The 19,553-nt window shown below is 60.8% G+C and carries 18 protein-coding genes; 8 read left to right on the plus strand and 10 right to left on the minus strand.

Features of this window, described 5'->3' with window-relative positions:
* Nucleotides 1-159 precede the first annotated feature (159 nt).
* Nucleotides 160-1,491 carry a hemolysin family protein gene (locus DLM86_RS05255; protein ID WP_245954360.1) on the plus strand — a complete coding sequence of 444 codons (1,332 nt, stop codon included), beginning with the start codon at nucleotides 160-162 and terminating at the stop codon, nucleotides 1,489-1,491.
* A 91-nt stretch (nucleotides 1,492-1,582) separates the two neighbouring features.
* Here DLM86_RS05255 and DLM86_RS05260 read toward each other — a convergent pair whose 3' ends face one another.
* On the minus strand, nucleotides 1,583-1,816 hold the full coding sequence (locus tag DLM86_RS05260; RefSeq protein WP_110838917.1) for a hypothetical protein: 234 nt from the start codon (nucleotides 1,814-1,816) through the stop codon (nucleotides 1,583-1,585).
* A gap of 356 nt (nucleotides 1,817-2,172) precedes the next feature.
* Here DLM86_RS05260 and DLM86_RS05265 point away from each other — a divergent pair, with 356 nt between their 5' ends.
* The 5 genes from DLM86_RS05265 to DLM86_RS05285 all read left to right on the plus strand — a co-directional run bounded on the left by DLM86_RS05265 (nucleotide 2,173) and on the right by DLM86_RS05285 (nucleotide 6,733).
* Complete coding sequence (locus DLM86_RS05265; RefSeq protein ID WP_245954361.1) at nucleotides 2,173-2,883, plus strand: class I SAM-dependent methyltransferase; 711 nt, start codon at nucleotides 2,173-2,175, stop codon at nucleotides 2,881-2,883.
* 94 nt (nucleotides 2,884-2,977) lie between these two features.
* Nucleotides 2,978-3,175 (plus strand): cold shock domain-containing protein, encoded by a 198-nt coding sequence (locus DLM86_RS05270; RefSeq protein WP_110839190.1) that lies wholly within the window; start codon nucleotides 2,978-2,980, stop codon nucleotides 3,173-3,175.
* 200 nt (nucleotides 3,176-3,375) lie between these two features.
* A complete protein-coding gene (locus tag DLM86_RS05275) occupies nucleotides 3,376-5,544 on the plus strand; it encodes a DNA topoisomerase III (protein WP_110838919.1) in 2,169 nt (722 codons plus the stop codon).
* A 124-nt stretch (nucleotides 5,545-5,668) separates the two neighbouring features.
* Entirely contained in the window at nucleotides 5,669-6,064 is a 396-nt protein-coding gene (locus tag DLM86_RS05280; RefSeq protein WP_110838920.1) for a MerR family transcriptional regulator, read from the plus strand.
* A 51-nt stretch (nucleotides 6,065-6,115) separates the two neighbouring features.
* Entirely contained in the window at nucleotides 6,116-6,733 is a 618-nt protein-coding gene (locus tag DLM86_RS05285) for an NADPH-dependent F420 reductase (protein WP_110838921.1), read from the plus strand.
* 140 nt (nucleotides 6,734-6,873) lie between these two features.
* On the opposite strand, the gene DLM86_RS05290 is transcribed toward DLM86_RS05285, so the two are convergent.
* The gene (locus DLM86_RS05290; protein ID WP_110838922.1) at nucleotides 6,874-7,587 is read right to left on the minus strand and encodes an ArsR/SmtB family transcription factor; all 714 of its coding nucleotides are present in this window, start codon (nucleotides 7,585-7,587) and stop codon (nucleotides 6,874-6,876) included.
* Nucleotides 7,588-7,810: 223 nt separating this feature from the next.
* Between DLM86_RS05290 and DLM86_RS05295 the strand changes: the two genes are divergently transcribed.
* Nucleotides 7,811-9,073: an MFS transporter gene (locus tag DLM86_RS05295; RefSeq protein ID WP_245954382.1), complete on the plus strand. Its 1,263-nt coding sequence runs from the start codon at nucleotides 7,811-7,813 to the stop codon at nucleotides 9,071-9,073.
* Between the two features lie 254 nt (nucleotides 9,074-9,327).
* Here DLM86_RS05295 and mraY read toward each other — a convergent pair whose 3' ends face one another.
* From mraY to DLM86_RS05320, 5 genes are all read right to left on the minus strand, one after another.
* Entirely contained in the window at nucleotides 9,328-10,287 is a 960-nt protein-coding gene (gene mraY, locus DLM86_RS05300) for a phospho-N-acetylmuramoyl-pentapeptide-transferase (RefSeq protein WP_110838924.1), read from the minus strand.
* Nucleotides 10,288-10,435: 148 nt separating this feature from the next.
* On the minus strand, nucleotides 10,436-11,083 hold the full coding sequence (locus tag DLM86_RS05305; RefSeq protein ID WP_110838925.1) for a nitroreductase family protein: 648 nt from the start codon (nucleotides 11,081-11,083) through the stop codon (nucleotides 10,436-10,438).
* A gap of 110 nt (nucleotides 11,084-11,193) precedes the next feature.
* Entirely contained in the window at nucleotides 11,194-11,985 is a 792-nt protein-coding gene (locus DLM86_RS05310) for an ABC transporter permease (RefSeq protein WP_342773052.1), read from the minus strand.
* Nucleotides 11,969-12,898, minus strand: a complete 930-nt coding sequence (locus DLM86_RS05315) for an ABC transporter ATP-binding protein (RefSeq protein WP_110838927.1) — start codon at nucleotides 12,896-12,898, stop codon at nucleotides 11,969-11,971. Before DLM86_RS05315 ends, DLM86_RS05310 begins: the two co-directional genes overlap by 17 nt.
* A gap of 69 nt (nucleotides 12,899-12,967) precedes the next feature.
* Nucleotides 12,968-13,606: a TetR/AcrR family transcriptional regulator gene (locus DLM86_RS05320; RefSeq protein WP_110838928.1), complete on the minus strand. Its 639-nt coding sequence runs from the start codon at nucleotides 13,604-13,606 to the stop codon at nucleotides 12,968-12,970.
* 230 nt (nucleotides 13,607-13,836) lie between these two features.
* On the opposite strand from DLM86_RS05320, the gene DLM86_RS05325 reads away from it, so the two are divergent.
* Nucleotides 13,837-16,014, plus strand: coding sequence for an MMPL family transporter (locus tag DLM86_RS05325; protein WP_110839191.1), 2,178 nt, complete (start codon nucleotides 13,837-13,839; stop codon nucleotides 16,012-16,014).
* Nucleotides 16,015-16,120: 106 nt separating this feature from the next.
* Here the strand turns inward: DLM86_RS05325 and DLM86_RS05330 are convergent, their stop codons facing one another.
* Genes DLM86_RS05330 through DLM86_RS05340 form a run of 3 tightly spaced genes read right to left on the minus strand, consistent with a single transcriptional unit; the run spans nucleotide 16,121 to nucleotide 19,316 of the window.
* Nucleotides 16,121-17,206, minus strand: a complete 1,086-nt coding sequence (locus DLM86_RS05330) for an efflux RND transporter periplasmic adaptor subunit (RefSeq protein WP_110838929.1) — start codon at nucleotides 17,204-17,206, stop codon at nucleotides 16,121-16,123.
* Between the two features lie 17 nt (nucleotides 17,207-17,223).
* Nucleotides 17,224-18,603, minus strand: coding sequence for an ABC transporter permease (locus DLM86_RS05335; RefSeq protein ID WP_110838930.1), 1,380 nt, complete (start codon nucleotides 18,601-18,603; stop codon nucleotides 17,224-17,226).
* The gene (locus DLM86_RS05340; RefSeq protein WP_110838931.1) at nucleotides 18,600-19,316 is read right to left on the minus strand and encodes an ABC transporter ATP-binding protein; all 717 of its coding nucleotides are present in this window, start codon (nucleotides 19,314-19,316) and stop codon (nucleotides 18,600-18,602) included. The genes DLM86_RS05335 and DLM86_RS05340 overlap by 4 nt, the downstream gene beginning before the upstream one ends.
* Between the last annotated feature and the right edge of the window lie 237 nt (nucleotides 19,317-19,553).

Below are 19,553 nucleotides of genomic sequence, written 5' to 3' on the forward strand. Positions count from 1 at the left end.
CCGCTTCCCGGGCGGGGGGAACGTCTGCTTGGTACGAAGGAGGGATATTCGGCTTCGAACGTTTGACTCCAATTTTTGGATATCGGTATAATGATGAGGAGTACGACTAACCGCGGGGAGGTGTACCCGTCTCCCTTGACGAGGGGATGGGGAAGCGCATTGGAAAGTGACCCGTTACCGATCGGGCTCAGCATCGCTCTTGTGCTGGCGCTGGTGCTGCTGAACGGTTTTTTCGTCGCGGCGGAGTTCGCGATCGTCAAAATCCGCGGGAGCCGGATCGAAAGCTTGGCGCAGGGCGGAAACCGGAGAGCGAAGTTCGCGCAGTCGATGCTGGCGAATTTGAACGCGTATTTGTCCGCCTGCCAGCTGGGTATTACGCTGACGTCGCTCGGGTTGGGCTGGGTCGGCGAGCCCGCCGTCGCGAGCATGCTCGAGCCCGCATTGTCCCGCATCGGACTGCCGGACCCGGCCATTCATACGGTCGCCTTTATTATCGGCTTCTCGTTCATTACGGCGCTCCACATTACGATCGGGGAGCAGTACCCGAAGACGTACGCGATCCGCGAGCCGGAGCGCATTACGCTATGGGCGTCCGTGCCGCTGACGCTGTTTTACAAGCTGATGCTTCCCTTTACGCTGCTGTTGAACGGGGTGTCCGACTGGATGCTGCGCAAATCGGGCATCGAGCCGGAAACCGGGCACGAATCGGTCCATACCGAGGAAGAAATCCGCATCCTCGTGAAGGAAAGTCATCGCAACGGCTTGATCGACAATACGGAGCTGACGCTGGTGGACAACATATTCGAATTTTCCGAAACGAATGCGAGGGAGATCATGATTCCGCGGACGGAGATGGCATGCCTGTACGCCAATTTGTCTTACGAGGAGAACAAACGGATCGCGATCGAAGAAATGCATACCCGCTACCCCGTCGCCGATCCGGACAAAGACAATATTATCGGCTTCGTCCATATCAAGGAAATGCTCAAGCATCACGACTCGATTGAAAGCGTTCTCCAAATCACGCGTCCGCTCATGAACGTGCCCGAATCGATGCCGATCAGCACGCTGCTGCGGCTCATGCAGAAAAACCGGACGGAGATGGCGCTTTTGATCGACGAATACGGAGGAACGTCCGGACTCGTGACGATCGAGGACATCATGGAGGAAATCGTAGGGGAAATTCGCGACGAATTCGACGAGGAGCGTCCGCGCATCGAGCAGAAGGGGCCGTCGCTCTACTCCGTGGACGGCATGCTGCTGATCGACGAGGTGAACGGCTATTTCGGCACCGACTTCGCCGCCGACGATTACGATACGATCGGAGGATGGTTTTATTCCCGGCTGGAAGTGCCGCCGCGCAAGCATCTCCGCCTCGAGCACGAAGGCTTCGAGTTCATCATCGAAGAAGTCGACCATATGCGCATTTCGCGACTTATCGTCCGGCTGCCCGAGCATTACGAGATGCCGCTCCGGCAAGAGGTGTCGTAACGATGCAATCCGCGAAAGCGCCAAGGCGAAAAGCCCGCAGACCGGTCCGACCCGGTCTCGGGCTTTTTGTGGTACGCGCCGCGATCGATGCTCACACTTCCTTGAAGGCCGCGAGAATTTGTTCGCGCTCCTCCTCAGGTCCTTCGAACCGTTCCTTCGAAAACCGTTCTTCCGCCCAATGCATGAGCGCGGGACGGCTCAAAAACTCGAAGTTGTCCTCGCCCCATTGGTCGGAGATGACCCGGACGATGAAGCGGGTGCCGTGTACCTCGACGTTCAGCATGTTCCATTTATCCTTTTTGTAAATCTGCACTTTTTTGATCATGCCGCATGTCTCCATTCGAATCGTTTGTAGCCAACGGTTGCATCATAGCGTATCGGGCCGCGGAAAGCAAGACGCGGCGGGACCGATCCGCAACTCGTTCGGCCGCGCTACGCGTCGGAGCCGCCTTTCGTCAACCGCGACACCTCGCTCCGGTCGTATTTGCGCAGCAGATCGTCTAGCGCCTCGCGAAGCAGGGGATGCAACAAAATTTTCCAAACCATCCGCAAAAAAGGTTTGATTTCCCTCCGGCGCCGTTTTATAATCGGGAGCAATACCCGGGAAGCCGGGCCAGAAAACGGAGCCGAGCCGAGCGGAGTAGAGGAAGAGACAGTATGAGCCGAGGAGAGTGTATTTCAATGAACAATCGGGAACATTACGAGCAAATCGGTGTGGCGATGACGTGCAGAGGGTTCGCGGAATACGAGCGGATGTTCGGATTGGATTCGGCGTCGCTTGTCGGCGCGGCCGTGCTGGACGTGGCGGCGGGCGCTTCGTCGTTCGCCGCCGAAGCGAGAGCGCGAGGAATCGCCGTCCACTGCGCCGATCCGAGATACGAGCTGTCGCCGGAGCGGATTCGCGAAGAGGGGCTGGCCGAGATCGAGTCGTCGTCCGCGAAGCTGTCGGGACTGGCGGACAAGTTCGACTGGAGCTATTACGGCGATATCGGGAAGCATCGGGCCGGACGGCTCGAGTCGCTGCGGACGTTTTTGCGGGAGTACGAGGACCCGTCGACACGGTCGCAATATTACAAAGCCGACCGGCTGCCTTCGCTTCCGTTTGCCGACGATCGCTTCGATCTCGTGCTTTGCAGCCATTTTTTGTTTCTGTACCGGGATGCGTTCGACGACGCCTTCCACCGCGCCGCGATGGCCGAGCTGCTGCGCGTATGCCGACCGGGAGGCGAAGTGAGGGTATACCCGCTGTTGTCGCTTCGCTGGGAGCCGTATCCGGCGCTTGCGGAGCTGCTGAGCCATCTCGAATCGCTCGGCGCCGCGTGCGAGCTTCGGCCGTCGGCGCTGCCGTTCATTCCGGGATCGACGGAGCTTCTGGTCGTCCGCAAAAAATAGCGGGGCCCGCCGGAATAATACGGAGCGCCCCGGTATATAATAGGCGTTGCGCCGCTTCAAACGGACGTCTCATTTCGAATTGGAGGTTATTGGATTGAAAGGTACTGTGAAATGGTTCAACGCGGAAAAAGGTTACGGCTTCATCCGGTCGGATGACGGCGAGGACGTATTCGTCCACTACTCGGCGATTCAAGGCGATGGCTTCAAATCGCTGGACGAAGGCCAGGAGGTCGAGTTCGATAAAGTAAGCGGCGAGCGCGGCCCGCAAGCGGCCAACGTCGTCAAGTCGTAAACGAGGTTTCCGCCCCCCTTCGAGGGGGCTTTTTTTTACGCTCTTTTGACCGTTTCAAGCCGGTAATGGTAAACTGGAAAAGGTCAACTGCGACGAGGCGCGAATGCGCGTCGGCGGTACGAAAAGTCCCGTAACGGGACTTTTGCCGTTTTCGGCGGAAGCGTGCCGATTCGCGATTATCGAAAGAGGGGATACGTTTCATGAAAATACTCGTCCTGGCGGAAAAGCCCAGCGTCGCCAAGGAGCTGGCCCGCGTGCTCGGCTCGAACGGGAAGCAGAAAAGCTGGTTCGAGGGTCCGAAGTACGTCGTGACGTGGGCGCTCGGCCATCTGGTGGAGCTGGCGGAGCCGGAAGATTACGATCCGAAATATAAAACGTGGAGCTTGGAAGATTTGCCGATTATTCCGGAACGGATGGACTTGAAGGTCATCCGCGAGACGTCCCACCAGTACAAGGCGGTCGCGCAGCTGTGCAAGCGGCCGGATATCGGCGAGCTCGTCATCGCCACGGACGCCGGCCGCGAAGGCGAGCTGGTCGCCCGCTGGATCATGGAGCTCGTCCGCTGGAAAAAGCCGTTCAAGCGGCTGTGGATTTCGTCGCAAACGGATAAGGCGATCCGCGAAGGGTTCGACAACCTGAAGCCGGGGCGCGAGTACGACCGATTGTACGCGTCGGCCGTCTGCCGGGCCGAGGCGGACTGGCTTATCGGGCTGAACGTGACGCGGGCGCTGACGAGCAAATACAACGCGCAGCTCGCGGCCGGACGGGTGCAGACGCCGACGCTGGCGATGCTGATGGAGCGCGAGCGGGACATCGCGAGCTTCCGGCCGGTTCCGTATTGGACGGTGACGGCCGATTTCGGCGGCTTTACGGCGACATGGCGCAAGGACGACCGGCATGACGGTCGACTGTACGACAAGACGGAGGCGGAAGCGATCGTCGCGAAGCTGCGCGGGCAGACGGCCGCCGTCGAGCAGGTGCGCCGGACGGAGCGGACGGAGCCGCAGCCGCTCGCCTACGATTTGACCGAGCTGCAGCGGGACGCGAACAAGCGGCTCGGCTTCTCGGCGAAGATGACGTCGAACGTGCTGCAGCGGCTATACGAGCAGCACAAGCTCGTCACGTACCCGAGGACGGATTCGCGGTACTTGACGTCGGACATGGCGCCTACGTTCAAAAGCCGTCTCGAAAGCGTCGCTGTCGGTCCGTATGCGTCTCTCGCCCGGCCGCTTCTGCGCCGGACGCTCGACGTGTCGAAGCGGATCGTCGACGATTCGAAGGTGACGGACCATCATGCGATTATCCCGACGGAGCAATACGTCAACTTGTCGGCGCTTAGCCCGGATGAGCGGAAGCTGTACGATTTGATCGTGCGGCGGTTCATCGCTTTGTTTTATCCGCCGTCGCGCTACGACGAGACGAGTCTTGTCGTCAAGGCGGGCGGCGAGACCTTTTACGCGAAAGGGTACGTGCTGAAGGAGGCGGGCTGGAAGGACGTGTACGGCGGCGCACAGGCGCTGCAGGACGCGGCGGAGGACGACGACGAGGAGCGGGAGGCGGACGCGGAACGCGGCGCGGTGCGGCTGGCGTCGCAGTCTTTGCCCGAGCTGAAGGCCGGCCAGCCGGTGGAGCTGAAAGGAAGCCGGGCCGTCCAGCACGAGACGAAGCCGCCGGCGCGGCTGACCGAGGCGTCGCTCCTGTCCGCGATGGAGAAGCACAACCTCGGCACCCCCGCTACGCGAGCGGATATTATAGAGAAGCTGCTGCAGACCGACACGATCGAGCGGCAGGGCAACCGGCTCGTCCCGACGGGGAAAGGGAAGCAGCTCATCGAGCTCGTCGCCGACGACCTGCGCTCGCCGGGTCTGACCGCGAAGTGGGAGCAGGAGCTCGAGCGGATTGCGAAAGGCAAAGGAGACCCGAAGTCGTTCATCGCCGACATCCGCAGCCAGACGGTTCGCTTCGTCGCCGAGGTGAAGGCGAGCGCGAAGGAATACAAGCCGCACAACTTGACGCATACGAAATGTCCGGAGTGCGGCAAGAAGATGATGGAGACGAAGGGCAAGCGGGGCAAAATGCTCGTCTGCGTCGACCGGGAATGCGGCTTCCGCCGAGCCGCCGAGCCGGCCTTGTCGAACAAGCGCTGCCCGCAATGCCGGAAGCGGATGGAAATCCACGAGGGCAAGGCCGGCAAGTACGCGCAGTGCCGTCCGTGCAACGTCGTCGAGAAGCTGGACGGCCAAGGGCCGGGCGGCAAGGCGGGACGGCGGCAGCAGGCGCAGCTGGCGCGCGAGTACAGCGACAACGTGTCGCTCGGCTCGAGCCTCGGCGATGCGCTGAAGGCGGCGCTGGAGCGCCGAAGCGAGTAAGGCGGGCCCGGACCGCGGCGGCCGGGTGAGGAAACGGCGCCGTGAAGCGGAACGAATAGGTGCGGGGGGTTGACCTGGAGTCGACTCCAGCAAGTAGAATGCGAAGGGAAGGGAGGTTCGCTCGTTGTACACGATCGGTCGGGTAGTGGAGTTGACGGGATTCGGGCACGATACGCTCCGGTATTACGAGAAAATCGGGCTGCTCAAGCCGCAGCGCAAACCGTCGGGCGGCGCGCGCATATTTAGCGACGACGATCTGCGATTGCTGTCCGGGTTGAAATGCTTGAAACGGTTGGGGTTATCTCTGGAAGAAATCAAGTCGTTCACGAGCACGAACCGCTGCGTGACCGAACGCTCGTCGATGCGCGACGGAGACGAAGCCGTTCTCCGGGGGCGAATCGGCCTGCTGACGGACCATTTGGCCCGGATGGAGACGCAGCGCCGCGAGCTCGACGAGCTGATCGATCGGACGAAAGCCAACATTCGCCTGTACAACGAGCTGTTGGACGGGACGCCGTAAACGTTCGAAGGCGTTCGAACCTCCTAAGAACTTTGCAGAGGAGATGCGAGCGTGAACATTGCCATGATAGGGTCGGGACAGATCGGCGGTACGTTGGGGAAAGCATGGGCGGCGAAAGGCCACCGGGTGACGTTCGGCTCGCGGGAGCCGCTAGGCGAACGGATGCGCGCGCTGCTCGAGTCGATCGGCCCGAACGCCGCGGCGGCGTCCGTCCGGGAAGCGGCCGCGTTCGGCGAAATCGTCGTATTGGCCGTTCCCGGCACGGAAATCGAGCGCGTGCTGGAGGAAGCGGGAAGCCTGCGGCGCAAAATCGTCGTCAATGCGACGATTTTGTTCGACGGCCGGTCGGCGGACGCGGAGGTGCGGAGGCTTGCGGACGGCGCACGCGTCGTGCGGGCGTTCCATACGTCGACGTGGGAGGCGCTTGCGAACCCGCGGTTCGGCGAGGCGAATGCCACGCTCTTCCTGAGCGGCGACGACGAAGAAGCGAAGCAAGCCGTCATCCGGCTGGGCGCCGAAGCGGGATTCGACATGGTCGATGCGGGCGGCGCGGAAGCGATGGCCGAGGTCGAGAAAGCGCTCTACTCCTTCTGGACCGTGCTCTCGCCGCGGTTCGGCCGCGACTACGCCATCCGGGTGCTGCGAAGGGAAGAAGCGCAGCCTTCTTAAACCGGGGCCGCAAAGACAAAACGGACCGCCTCGGTTGATTTTCGGCGGTCCGTTTTCTATGTTCCGAATCGATATATTGTCCCTGAGAAACCTATAGCGTTACACCGCGCCGCTGCGCGTTTTTTTTTACGGATGCATCTTCATTGGCGACGCGGAGGCTTGTCGGAAGACGATGCCTCTGGAACCTTCGCGTTGTTGAAATGTTGTTGCCATTCGTTTAATCCTTCATCCATCCGATAGGCGTTGAAGCCCTCGTCCTTCAATTTGTGCGCCGCAATTGCGGAGTATACGCACAAAGGCCCTCTGCAATAAGCTACAATTTCGGCGTCTTTCTGCAATTCGCGCATGAACGAGTCCAGCTCCTCCATGGGGACGGAGATGGCGCCGGGAATATGGCCGATTTCAAATTCTTCTTTCGGACGCAGATCTAAAAGAAGAATGGACTGAGTATTTATTTTGTCATAAACCTCTTCCATGGAAAGAGTTTGAACGTCATCCAGCTCATTCATGAAACCGTCTTTCAGTTTTGCGATGTCCGCCAGCTGCTTCTCGCTCAGCCGCCATAAGGAGGTAAGCAGGTCTACGACTGCGGGGTCGGCTAGCGAGTAGATGGCATGCGTTTTGTTTTTGGTGAATGTAACGAGCTTGGCTTCCAATAAAATTTGCAGATGACGGGAGACGTTGGCAAAATGCATCCCCGTAATGGCGGCTAATTTTTCGACCGTTTTGGGGCCTTGCGAAAGCAGCGTCAAAATTTCTAACCGTTTATCGCTCGATAAGCATTTGCCGATTCGGGATAGCTGTCTATATAGTTCATCTTTAATGGTGTTCGCAGACTCGAACAGATCGTTCATAAGCGATTCCTCTTTCAAAAAAATCTTTGCTGAAAACAGTGTACCTCAAACCATTCAATGATTCCATTGATTACGGAGATTCGGGAGTTTACTTGGTATTGACAGGCGCATGTTTCGAATCTATAATTCAATCAATTGATTGAATAGTTGAGTAAGGAGAAAAACAATGGCTGAAAATCCGTTAGGGCTCGGCGGTATCGTTCAAAAGGCGGCAAATCCGGTTATGGAATATGTGAAGTCGCCGGAGAAGCAGCGGCAGCTGCACGCAAGAACGTTGAAAGTGGTTATCCTTTCGCAAATTTTTGGCGGAGCGGGCTTGGCGGCCGGGATTACGGTCGGCGCGTTGCTTGCACAGGCCATGCTTGGCACGGAAAGCTTTTCCGGTGTTCCCACCGCATTGTTTACGCTAGGCTCCGCCAGCGCCGCCTTGATCGTCGGTCGCCTCTCGCAGCGTTTTAGCCGTCGAGTCGGATTAGCCAGCGGCTTCCTTGCAGGCGGTATCGGTGCGATTGGCGTTGTTCTCGCGGCTATTTTGGACAGTGTCCCGCTGCTGTTTATTTCCATGCTGGTTTATGGGGGAGGAACGGCGACCAACCTGCAGGCACGTTATGCGGGTACGGATTTGGCTTTGCCGGAGCATCGGGCAAAAGCGATCAGTTTGGCAATGGTATTCACTACAATCGGCGCCCTCGCCGGTCCGAATCTTGTAAGCGTTACGGGGAACTTCGCCGTTTCGATCGGAGCGCCGGCTCTGTCCGGACCTTTTCTGTTAGCCGCCTTGGCCTTTTTGGCGGCAGGGATCGTCTTATTGATATTTTTGCGGCCGGATCCTCTTATCGTAGCAAAGGCAATAGCCGAGGAACAACGCATGAAAAGCGATCTCCATCCGGAGGATCGCCCCCGCGTTCAAGAACAAAGCGGCAATGTAAAAGGCATTATGGTCGGAGCAACCGTCATGGTTCTAACCCAAATCGTCATGACGGCGATCATGACGATGACTCCCGTTCATATGAAGCACCACGGCCACGGCTTGAGCGAGGTCGGCATCGTTATCGGTCTTCACGTTGCAGCCATGTACCTTCCGTCTCCCGTTACCGGCTTTCTTGTCGATAAATTCGGTCGCATTCCGATGTCGTACATGGCCGGCTTAACGTTGCTGCTGTCGGGACTTTTAGCCGCCAATGTCCCGGGAGATTCCATGGTCCTGCTCGTTGCGGCGCTCGTGCTTCTTGGATTAGGCTGGAATTTCGGATTTATTAGCGGAACGGCGGCGATCGTCGATGCGACAACACCCCAATCACGGGCGAAGACACAGGGGACCGTGGACGTCCTTGTCGCTTTGGGGGGAGCTTCCGGAGGCGCGCTGTCCGGCATGGTAGTGGCCCAAACCAGCTTTGCGACTCTCTCCTTGTCCGGAGCGATTGTTTCGTTGCTTCTAATTCCCGTTGTCGTATGGTCCCGGTCTCAAGAAGGAAAGAAACGATGAACGACCGGGTGCTCGTCGTCGGCGCAAGATTAAGCGGTCTGCGAGCGGCTTCTCTGCTGACGGATCATGGTGTTTCCGTGCAGCGTGCTTGAAGCTTGCGATCGCGAGGTTTCATCCTGTAAGCCTATCCGGCAGACGCCCCTGCAATCGCAAAAAAAGCCCGACAATTCGATTTGTCGGGCTTTTTCCAGCTTACACCTTCACTTTCTGTTCGAATAGCTGCAGCCGAAGCCGGCGAAAGGGGCGAGCCGGCCTCAGCCCGTATACAGGAGCTTCCACAAGCCGAGACAGACGAGGCAGCAGACCCAGGAGACGAGACCGAATACGATGACGATGCGGTTTTCCGTCCACCCGTACTTCAGGCTGTAATGGTAATGAATCGGCGTCATCCGGAACATGCGCAGCTTCGTCCGCTTGAAATACCACACCTGCAAAATGACCGAGAGCTGCTCGGCGAAATATACGAGGAACAGCAGCGGGACGAGCAGCTCGACCTTTTCGAGCATCGCGAGAAACGCGAGCGAGCCGCCGATGGCCAGCGACCCCGTATCGCCCATGAACGCTTTGGCCGGGTAAATGTTGTAGATGAGCAGCCCGAGCAAGCACGCGATCATCGTCAAGGCGAACAGCTTGACCTCCGGATGGTCGGAAATGACGAAGAAGAAAAAGTACGTCGGAATGGCGACGACGATGAGCAGCCCGTCCAGTCCGTCCGTAAAGTTGATCGCGTTGGCGGAGCCGACGATGAAGAGCGACATGACCAGCAAATAGACGGCCGGCACAAGCGCCAGCTTGACGTCCCCGAAAATCGTAATTTCCGGATCGAACGGCACGATCTGCGTCGACAGCGCCATCAGCGCGAACGTGAACAGAAACTGCAGCACCAGCTTCATTTTCCCCGAAGCGCCGCGCGGATCTTGGAACGCCGCTTTCTTGTAATCGTCGAGGAACCCGATGAAGCCGAACAGGAAGAAGACCGCGCACAGAAACAGCGTCATCGGCTGCGGCGACAAAACGGCGATGAGCAGGACGCCGACGAGGAAGATCAGGCCGGCCATGAGCGGCGTTCCTTTCTTCGCTTGGTGGTCGGCCGGCAGCTCGGCGCGAATCGGCTGGGTCAGACGAAGCGTGCGAAGCCCCCAGATGAGAACCGGCGTCAGCAAGGCGACGGAGGCGAACGATAGGGCGGAGATGCCCCACAGGGTAAGGTTCATGGCCCGTTTGCTCCTTTGTACGATTCTATTACTATCAGTATAGTGGGACGTACCGGACAAATATGACTGTTTTGCGCCGCCTATGCGAAAGGCCGCCCGATTCCCCGCACGAGAAGCGGATCGAGGGCGGCCTTTCGTCGCGCTACGATCAGTCGACGATCGTCAAAATCTCTTCGACCGGCTTGCGCGCGAGACGTCCCGGCTGCTCGGCCGGATGTCCGAGCGCGATGACCATATTGATTTGACGGCTCTCGTCGATGCCGAGATAGTCGCGCAGCCGATGCTGGGCGAGCAGCACCGGGCCGGTCATCGGGCACGTCGCGAGTCCGCGGGCATGGGCGGCGAGCATCAAGTTTTGCGCCGCGAGGCAGCTGCTCTTGATCCCTTCCTCGGCCCAGACGGCGTCCTCGACGAGCGCGATCGGATCGAAGATGCGCTCGCGGAACTTCGAATTGTACGGCGTCGCCAGCAGCACGATCAGCACCGGCGCATCGGAGAACGCCGTCGCGTACGGGCCGAACGACTTCGTCAGCAGCTTCGCCTCGCGGGCGAGCCCGCGCTCCTCCGCGTCCGAGGCCCGCTTGTGCAGCTCCTCCCACGTCATCCGCTCGATTTCCTTGATTTTGTCGCGGTTCATCACCGCGACGAATTCCCACGTCTGCGAGTTCGTGTCGCTCGGCGCATAACGCGCGCAGTCGATCAATTCTTTGACGTCGTCGACCGAGACGTCCTGCTCCGTAAATTTCCGGATGCTCCGCCGGTCGAGCACGATTTGCTTGAACGATTCGTAAGTCATGGATTCGGTTCCGCCTTTGTCTAGTTCGATAGGATGATGGGCTTGCGCGCACCAGGGTTAAGACCAGGTACTAAATGCCTTCTCCATTATACCGGATCGCGCCCCGGCTGTCACCCCGCCACGTCCCTTTTGCGGAAAATGAACCAGGCCAATGCGACGAAGACGACGTAATAGGCGAGCAGCACGGCGATCGAAAAGCCGAGCGACATGCCCTCGAGCGGAGGAACGCCGCCGTTGGCGTAGACGGCCAAATCCGTATTGGCGAACAAAATGTATTTGGCCCACGCATATTTCATGCCGATCAGTATGGCCATGACGGTGCCGGACGCGAACATGATGACGAACGCGAGCGAGATGGCGAGCGCGCTGGAGCGGAACACGGTCGAAATCATGAAGGCGAACGTCACGTTCATGACGAGTTCGACGAGCCGGTAGCCGTAGTCGCGGAACAGGTCGCCCAGCGTGACGGCCGCTTCCCCGGCGACGGGAGCCTCCCCGGATGCGCCGAACACGATAAAGCCGACGGCGAGCGAGCTCAGGAACAGAAGCGCGAGCATGGCGAGCAGGAACAGCAGCACCGCGATATATTTGGACAGCAGCACCTTCGAGCGGCTGACCGGCCGGATGAGCAGCAGCTTGATCGTCCCCCACGTGAACTCCCCGGCCACGATGTCCGCCGCGATGACGACGGAGAAAATAAAGACGAGGAACGTCATCGACGCCGCGTTGCTCATGTACGCGAACGCGCCGATGCCGGAATCGGAGGCGAACGAGTGCATCAGGACGGCGAACGCGACGACGGCGGCGAACACGAGGCCGGCCATCACCCACGTGCGCGGGCGCCGGTAAATTTTCATATTCTCGTTTTGCACGAGACTCCATAAGCTAGACAATTTGCCCACCTCTTGTCAGCTCGAGGAACTGGTCCTCGAGCGATTTGGATGCCGCCTTCACGCCGTAGACGAGCACGTCCGCCCGGACGAGGGCGCGCACGAGCTCCGGGATGCGGTCGTACGGGACGGACGCGGTAAAGCCGCTGCCATCGGTGCCGACGACGCAGCCCGGAATCGCTTCCGCCGCCGCTTGGGCGGCCCGGTCCGCCGGCGCCGCGACGACGGCCACCTCGACGTTGCCCTCGGCCGGCGCGACCATGTCGCGGATCGCGCGCACGTCGACGAGCCGGCCGTTCTGGATGACGGCGACGCGGTCGCACATGAGCTCCATCTCCGAGAGGAGATGGCTCGAGACGATGACGGCGGTTCCTTCTTCCTTGGCGAGCCGGCGCAAGTAATCGCGGAGCTCGCGGATGCCTTCCGGATCGAGGCCGTTCGTCGGCTCGTCCAATATGAGCACGTCCGGCTTGTGCAAAATCGCCTGCGCCACGCCGAGACGCTGGCGCATGCCGAGCGAGTACGTCTTCACCTTGTCGTGAATCCGGTTGTCCAGCTTGACGAGCGCCACCGCTTCGTCGATCCGCTCGCGCGTAATGCCCGGGATCATCCGGGCGAAATGGAGCAAATTTTGATAGCCTGTCAAAAATTTGTACAGCTCCGGATTTTCCACGATCGCGCCGACGTGGCGCATCGCTTCCTCGAACCGCTTGTTGACGCTGATGCCGTTCACGAGCACCTCGCCCTCGGTCATCGCCATCAAGCCGACCATCATCCGGATCGTCGTCGTCTTGCCGGCGCCGTTCGGACCGAGAAAGCCGAACACTTCGCCTCGCGGAACGTCGAACGACAGACGGTCGACGATCGTTTTGGAGCCGATTTTTTTCGTTACGTTGCGCAGCTGCACAACCGTATGATCCGACATGATTCATCCTCCTGAATGCGGGCCTCTCCACAACCGTTTGCGGTTCCCGGAGCGGCCGGGTACGGAAAATTATACCATAAGTCCGACGCCGTTCCAAAACAGGCCGACGATATCGGACGCCGTCACGCCGGCCAGCGCGTCCGTCTTCCCGTCTCGTCCGCGAGAGGCGTCCGGTGTCCGGCTCCCCAGCATCATGAGCGAGGAGAACGCATAGGCGTAGAGAAAGGGGTCTCCGGGGCGGATCGCCCCCGCCTCCATCTCCTTGCGGAAGGCGGCGGCCAGCACGTCGTGCACGGACCGCTCGGCTTCCCGGATCGTTCCGAGCTGCTCGGGGGAAAGCGAGGAGCCGGCCTCGCGGAGCAAGCTTTCGAAATCGACGTGCGCATGTCTCATGTAGGCGTCGGCGACGTCGGTCAACCGTTCGCGAAGCGGGCCGGGTCGGTCGAGCAGCTCGCTCGTCCGCTTGCCGATGCCTGCCAGCATGGTCGTGACGGCGGAGACGAACAGCTCCGCCTTATTCGGGAAGTAGTAGTAGACCGAAGCTTTCGTCACGCCGCAGGCGGCGGCGATTTGGCCGAGCGAGACGCTGTCGTAGCCGTATTCCATGAACAGGACGGAAGCGGTGCGCAGCAGGGCCGGCATGACGTTCGAAGGCACGTCCGCCTTCGGTCGTCCGGGCTTTCGTTTGGCGGGGCGGATATCGGTCATGGGGAAGGCTCCTTTCGCCGGGATGAATCCGAAATGTGCAGATCCGGTGTCCGCTATTGTAATATTAACCGACCGGTATATATAATTATTTTATATCATCACTGTATCGAAATCCCGGGCGCTTGTCGAGAACGTGCCGGGAATGCGGAAAGCTGCCCGTGGAGGTGTTCGAAGTGAGCAAATGGCTGGAGGCGTACGGCCGGAGCGTGACGGGGCCGCGCGGCAGGTGGATGACGCTGCTCGTCTGGATCGCGTTGGCCGCCGCCCTGAACGTCCTATGGCCGTCCGTGCAATCGCAGGAAAACAACAATGCCGCCAATTTGCCGGCGACGTTCCCGTCGGTTCGGGCCGACGAATTGGCGAAGCGGGAATTCCCGAGCGCGGAAGGCGTACCGGCGCTCGTCGTCTGGCATCGCGAGTCCGGTCTGAACGAAGGCGACCTGTCGGTCGTCCGGAAGCTGGCGGAGACGTACAGCGAGAAGCCGCTGCCGGGGCAGATCGCCGTGCCGCCGTATCATCGGATGCCGCTTCCCGCCCTGCAGGCGCAGCTGTCGGGCGACAAGCAGACGCTCGTCATGCCGCTCGTATTCGAGAGCGGCACCGATACCGATCGGCTCAAAGACAATTTCGCCGCGCTGCGGCAAGAAGCGGCTGCGGCGAACGCCGGCCTCGATCCGTTCGCGGAGAAGCTGTCGTCCGACCGACTCGTCGCGCGGGTGACCGGCCCGGCCGGCATCCAGACGGACGCGGTCGGCCTGTTCCAAAACGCCGACGTCTCGCTGCTCATCGCCACCGTCCTGCTCGTGCTCGTCCTGCTGCTAGCCATCTACCGGTCGCCCATACTCGCCGTCATTCCGCTCGTCGGCGTCGGATTCGCTTACGGCGTAACGGGGCCGATGCTCGGCTTCCTGGCGAAGGCGGGGTGGATCGAGGTGGACGGCCAAGCGATCTCGATCATGACCGTCCTTCTGTTCGGGGCGGGCACCGATTACGGCCTGTTTCTCGTCGCCCGCTTCCGCCAGCTGCTGACCGTCGAGACGGACAAACGGACCGCGCTCAAGCAGGCGCTCACCGGATCGTCCGGGGCGATCGCGATGAGCGGCTTCACCGTCGTCCTGTCGCTGGCCGCGCTGCTGCTGGCCGAGTACGGCGCGGTCCGGCGGTTCGCCGTGCCGTTCAGCTTGGCGATACTCGTCATGGCGATCGCCAGCTTGACGCTCGTCCCCGCGCTGCTCGCCATTCTCGGCCGCGCCTCGTTTTATCCGTTCGTGCCGCGGACGCCGGACATGATTCGCGAGCGGGCCGCGAGGAAGGGGGTTCCGGCGCCGGAGCCGCCAAACCGGCGTACCGCAGGCGCCCGGTTCGCCGATCTGGTCGTCCGGCGCCCGTGGGCGGTCATCGTCGTCACGGTGGCGCTGCTGGGCGGCGCGGCTTCGTTCGTGCCGAACGTCAAGTTTACGTACGATCTGCTGTCGTCGTTCCCGGAGACGATGCCGTCCCGCGAAGGGTTCGCCTTGATCGGGGAATCGTTCTCGCCCGGCAGCCTCGCTCCGGTCCGGGTCATGGCGGATACGGGCGGCAAGCCGGTCGACCTGCGCTCGGCGCTGGAGCGGCTTCCGTTCGCCGATCGCGTCGGCGAGGCGCAGCAAGGGAAGCTGAATCCGAGCATCGTCTCGGTCGAGCTGGAGCTGAACGTCAACCCGTACGATAACGAAGCGATGGCGTACATCCCCGAGGTGCGCGGCGCCGTGGTGAAAGCGCTCGCGGAAGCGGGAGTGGCGGACGCGGAGGAACGCGTCTGGATCGGCGGCCAAACCGCCTCGCAGTACGATGCGAAACGGGCGGGAGAACGCGACGGGAAGGTGATCATGCCTGTTGTCGTCGGCTTGATCGCGCTTTTGCTGCTCGCATACTTGCGTTCGTTCGTGGCGACGCTCTATCTGATCGCCACCGTCGTCCTGTCGTACGGCTCGGCGCTCGGCCTCGGCTGGCTCGTGCTTCATTACGCGATGGGAGCGGACGCGGTGGCGGGGGCGATTCCGCTGTACGCCTTCGTGTTCCTCGTCGCGTTGGGCGAGGACTACAACATTTTCATGATTTCGAGCATATGGAAGAAGCGCAAGGAGATGCCGCTCCGTCAGGCGATCCGGGAAGGCGTGCGCGAGACGGGCGGCGTCATCACGTCGGCGGGGCTCATCCTGGCCGGTACGTTCGCGGTGCTGGCGACGCTGCCGATTCAAGTGCTGCTGCAATTCGGTCTGATTACCGCCATCGGCGTCCTTCTCGACACGTTCGTCGTCCGCCCGTTTCTTGTGCCGGCGATAACGGCGGTGCTCGGTCGCGCCGCCTTCTGGCCCGCAGCCGTTCCCGCTCGAAATGGGGACGTCGCGAGGAACGACGCTTCCTAAACGGACGAAACGCGCAAAGAGCCGCTCCCGTAATAGGGCGGCTTTTTGTGCCCGGTTCCATATTCAACGCGGGCTCCGAGGAGGTTTCCGCCCGAAGCGAATCGCTTTATTGCAGCACGATCGTATCGCCTTCCTGCAGCCCTTCGAGCACCTCGGTTTTGTCCGCCGTCTCGAGGCCGACCCGGATCGGCCGCTTCTCGACGCCCTGCGCCGTTTCGAGCATGACGTAGTAGCCTTCCTTGTCGCGCTGGACGGCGATCGTCGGCACCGTCAGGACGTCCTTCTTGTTGTCCGTCTCGATCGAGGCGGTCAAGCCGAGTCCCGCGATCAAGCTTTCGTGCGCGTCGATCGAAATGACGACTTCGAACTGCGCCGCGCTCGTCTCGTTGGCGGCCGCCTTCGGAAATTTCGACACTTTCTCCACGACGCCCGTCAGCTTCGTCTGCTTCAGCGCGTCGATCGTTACTTGAACGGGCATCCCCGGACGGATGCGGAACACGTCGTATTCGCCGACGGACGCCGTCATTTGCAGCTTCGAGACGTCGACGATTTTGCCGACCGCGTCGCCTTCCTTCACCTTTTGCGGCTTCGGCGTTCCGGCGAACAGGAAAATGCCGTTTTCGGGCGCCGTCGCTTCCGCCTTCGCGAGCTTCTCACGTTTCGCCTCCAGCTCCGTCGCGGCGACCGACCGGTTCAGCCGGTCGAGCTCGCTCTGGACATCGCGCGACGCGGTTTGCGCGAACCGCTGCAGCGCCTCGGACTCGCTCGCGGCGATCGTCTCGCCCGACTTGACTTGGGAAGCCTGCTCCGCGGCTTTCAGCTTCGCCTCGAGCTCCAGCTTGCGGACGTTGGCCGACTGTGCGGCGATTTGGTCGCGCAGCTCCTTGCCGTCGAGGACGAACAGCGGATCGCCCTGCTTCACCTGCGCGCCGTCGTTCACGCTCCAAGCGGTCACGTCGGCGGAAAACGGCGCGTACACGATCGTCTCCTTGATATAGGACGATTTTCCTTTCACTTCGACCGTATTCGCCAAGTTTTCTTTGACCGCCTTGAACTTGATCGCGCTGTTGCCGGCCGCGGACGATTTGTTCGGCGCGGGAGCCCCCGGGTGGCTTTGCAAGTACAGGACGCTGCTCACGGCGAACAAGACGACCGCTATGGCGACGTACAGCCACGTTTTCTTTTTTCGCATCGCTCTTCTTATCTCCTTTATCCCTCCCGTTTGATTGCGGTGAGCGCGTCCGTTCTCGAAGCTTTGATCGCCGGGAAAATGCCGGACAGCACGCCGGTCAGCATGGCGAAAAACAGGCCGAGCGGCAAAATCCAATAGCTGATGAACAAAATTTCGGCGTTGTCCGGGGAAGGCGAGTCGGACGATCGGATGAGCACGATATTGATCGCCCAGACGACCCAATAGGCGAACAAAATGCCGGCGAGACCGCCGAGCAGCCCGAGCATCGCCGATTCGACGACGAACATGTTGCGGATTTGCCCCAAATTCGCCCCGAGCACCTTCATGATGCCGATTTGCCGGCGCCGCTGATGCGTCGACATCGTCATGGCGACGATGATCGAGATCGAGGCGACGAACAGGATGAACAAGCCCGCCCCGCCGAAAATGATCCGCACGATGACGAATTCCTGGCTCATGCTTTCTTGGCGGCTCAGGTTGTTCATCGTGCGCAGCTTCATTTTCTGGATCAAGCTGTCCGTTTGCGCGACCGCATCGACCGGAGCGACCTTCACCTTGACCGAGTCGAACTTGTCTCCGACGGTTATTTGCGCCGACGCATTGCCGGAGGCCGCGGCCGTCGCCTCGCGGATTTGACGGGCGAGCCCGGACGAGATGTACGCCGTTTTTTGCGAAAAGTAAAGGTACCGGTCGCTCATGCCCTCCGGCCGCTTCTCGATGGCGACGACCCGGACCGGGAACTCCAACGTTTTCGTCGTCCCGTCCGCCAGCGTAACCGTCCGGACGAGCCGGATCATTTTGCGGTAAAGCGGATACGGCACGATCTGCGCCCGTTCCCGGCCTTCGATGATATCCAGCTCTTGCCGGGCTTGCTGCTGCCGCGCCGATTCGCTGAAGGACGTTTGACGGTCCCTCAGCCCGATCGTCGCCGTGTAGCTGAGCACGATGACGTTGTCCTGATCGATCGGGGAGCCCTGCTGGAACTCGATCCCGAAATCCGGCAGCGTCCCGAGATCGGTCGCGGTCACGTCGATCCGGCCGATCTTCGAGTCGTCGGCCACGAACTCCAGGTCGCCGACGTTCTCGTAGGCGGCCGCCGTCTTGACGTTCGGCAGCGAGCGGATGAGCTGCAGCTTTTGCTTCGTGATGTCGTATTCGCCCGGTCCGTTCGCATTCGGCGTTTCCGACGATCCGCCGCCGTTCATGACGGTAATTTCGTCGGTTTTCAAATAATAGCTCATCTGCTTCGCGCTGTAATGCGTCACCGACTCGCCGAAGGCAAGCGCCACGACGATCGACGCGGAGCCGATGGCGATGCCCATGACGCACAGCAGCGTCACGACTTTGCGGCGGCGCAGCTGGTCCCAGCCGAGGACGAGATAATCGCGCAATCTCATGGGCTTCCGCCTTCCCCGCGCCGCGTCTCCGGCTCCGCCGCCGGATCGGGCTCGACGAGCTTGCCGTCGCGCAGCTGGATGATCCGCTTCGTCCGTCTCGCCACCTCATGCTCGTGCGTGACGATGACGAACGTAATGCCGAGCGTCTCGTTCAGCTCGATCAGCAGGTCGATAATTTCCGCTTCCGTCTTCGTGTCGAGGTTGCCCGTCGGCTCGTCGGCGAAGACGACCGCCGGCTCCGTCACGAGCGACCGGGCGATGCTGACGCGCTGCTGCTGGCCGCCGGACAGCTGGGACGGGAACATCTCCGTCTTGCCGGACAGCCCGACCCGGTCGAGCAGCTCGCCCGCCCGCGCCCGGCGCGCCTTCGCCTTGACGCCCTGGAAGACGAGCGGCAGCTCGACGTTTTCGCGGACCGTCAGGTGGGGGATCAGTTCGTACGATTGAAAAATAAAGCCGATATGGGTGCGCCGGAAGACGGCGAGCGCGTTCTCGCTCATCCGCTCGATCTGGTGGCCGTCGATGCGGATGCTCCCTTCGGTCGGCTTCATCAGGCCGGCCATCAGGTTGAGCAGCGTCGACTTGCCGGAGCCGGAGCTGCCGAGCAGGGCGACCATCTCGCCGCGCTCGACGCGGAAGTCGATGCCGGCGAGCACTTGGGTCGGTTCCGTTCCGTTCAGGAACGAATGGGAAAGCTGTTGGACGGCTAGCACAAAACCCCTCCGTATCGTAAAGCCGGACCTCGGTCGTCCGGCCGGTACCCGAAGCCGTACGCCGACGGCTCCGAAACTAGTCCCATCATACCGGAACGGGCTTAATAGTTTTTCAAGAAAACATGAAGATTTTCTTAATTGTGGCAAAGGATCCGGAGGATACCGGGAAACGCATTGAAAGAGGCGGGCGGGTCGGCTATAATCGGCTTAACCATTTCTTTACAGGAGGGATTGGCG

Source organism: Paenibacillus flagellatus, assembly GCF_003217775.1.
Lineage (GTDB): Bacteria > Bacillota > Bacilli > Paenibacillales > NBRC-103111 > Paenibacillus_AB > Paenibacillus_AB flagellatus.

Coding starts and splice junctions, on each gene's coding strand:
- DLM86_RS05260 (WP_110838917.1), bottom strand. CDS start 1,816: ATGATCAAAAAAGTGCAGATTTACAAAAAGGATAAATGGAACATGCTG.
- DLM86_RS05265 (WP_245954361.1), top strand. CDS start 2,173: ATGAACAATCGGGAACATTACGAGCAAATCGGTGTGGCGATGACGTGC.
- DLM86_RS05275 (WP_110838919.1), top strand. CDS start 3,376: ATGAAAATACTCGTCCTGGCGGAAAAGCCCAGCGTCGCCAAGGAGCTG.
- DLM86_RS05290 (WP_110838922.1), bottom strand. CDS start 7,587: ATGAACGATCTGTTCGAGTCTGCGAACACCATTAAAGATGAACTATAT.
- DLM86_RS05295 (WP_245954382.1), top strand. CDS start 7,811: ATGGAATATGTGAAGTCGCCGGAGAAGCAGCGGCAGCTGCACGCAAGA.
- mraY (WP_110838924.1), bottom strand. CDS start 10,287: ATGAACCTTACCCTGTGGGGCATCTCCGCCCTATCGTTCGCCTCCGTC.
- DLM86_RS05305 (WP_110838925.1), bottom strand. CDS start 11,083: ATGACTTACGAATCGTTCAAGCAAATCGTGCTCGACCGGCGGAGCATC.
- DLM86_RS05315 (WP_110838927.1), bottom strand. CDS start 12,898: ATGTCGGATCATACGGTTGTGCAGCTGCGCAACGTAACGAAAAAAATC.
- DLM86_RS05320 (WP_110838928.1), bottom strand. CDS start 13,606: ATGACCGATATCCGCCCCGCCAAACGAAAGCCCGGACGACCGAAGGCG.
- DLM86_RS05325 (WP_110839191.1), top strand. CDS start 13,837: ATGACGCTGCTCGTCTGGATCGCGTTGGCCGCCGCCCTGAACGTCCTA.
- DLM86_RS05330 (WP_110838929.1), bottom strand. CDS start 17,206: ATGCGAAAAAAGAAAACGTGGCTGTACGTCGCCATAGCGGTCGTCTTG.
- DLM86_RS05335 (WP_110838930.1), bottom strand. CDS start 18,603: ATGAGATTGCGCGATTATCTCGTCCTCGGCTGGGACCAGCTGCGCCGC.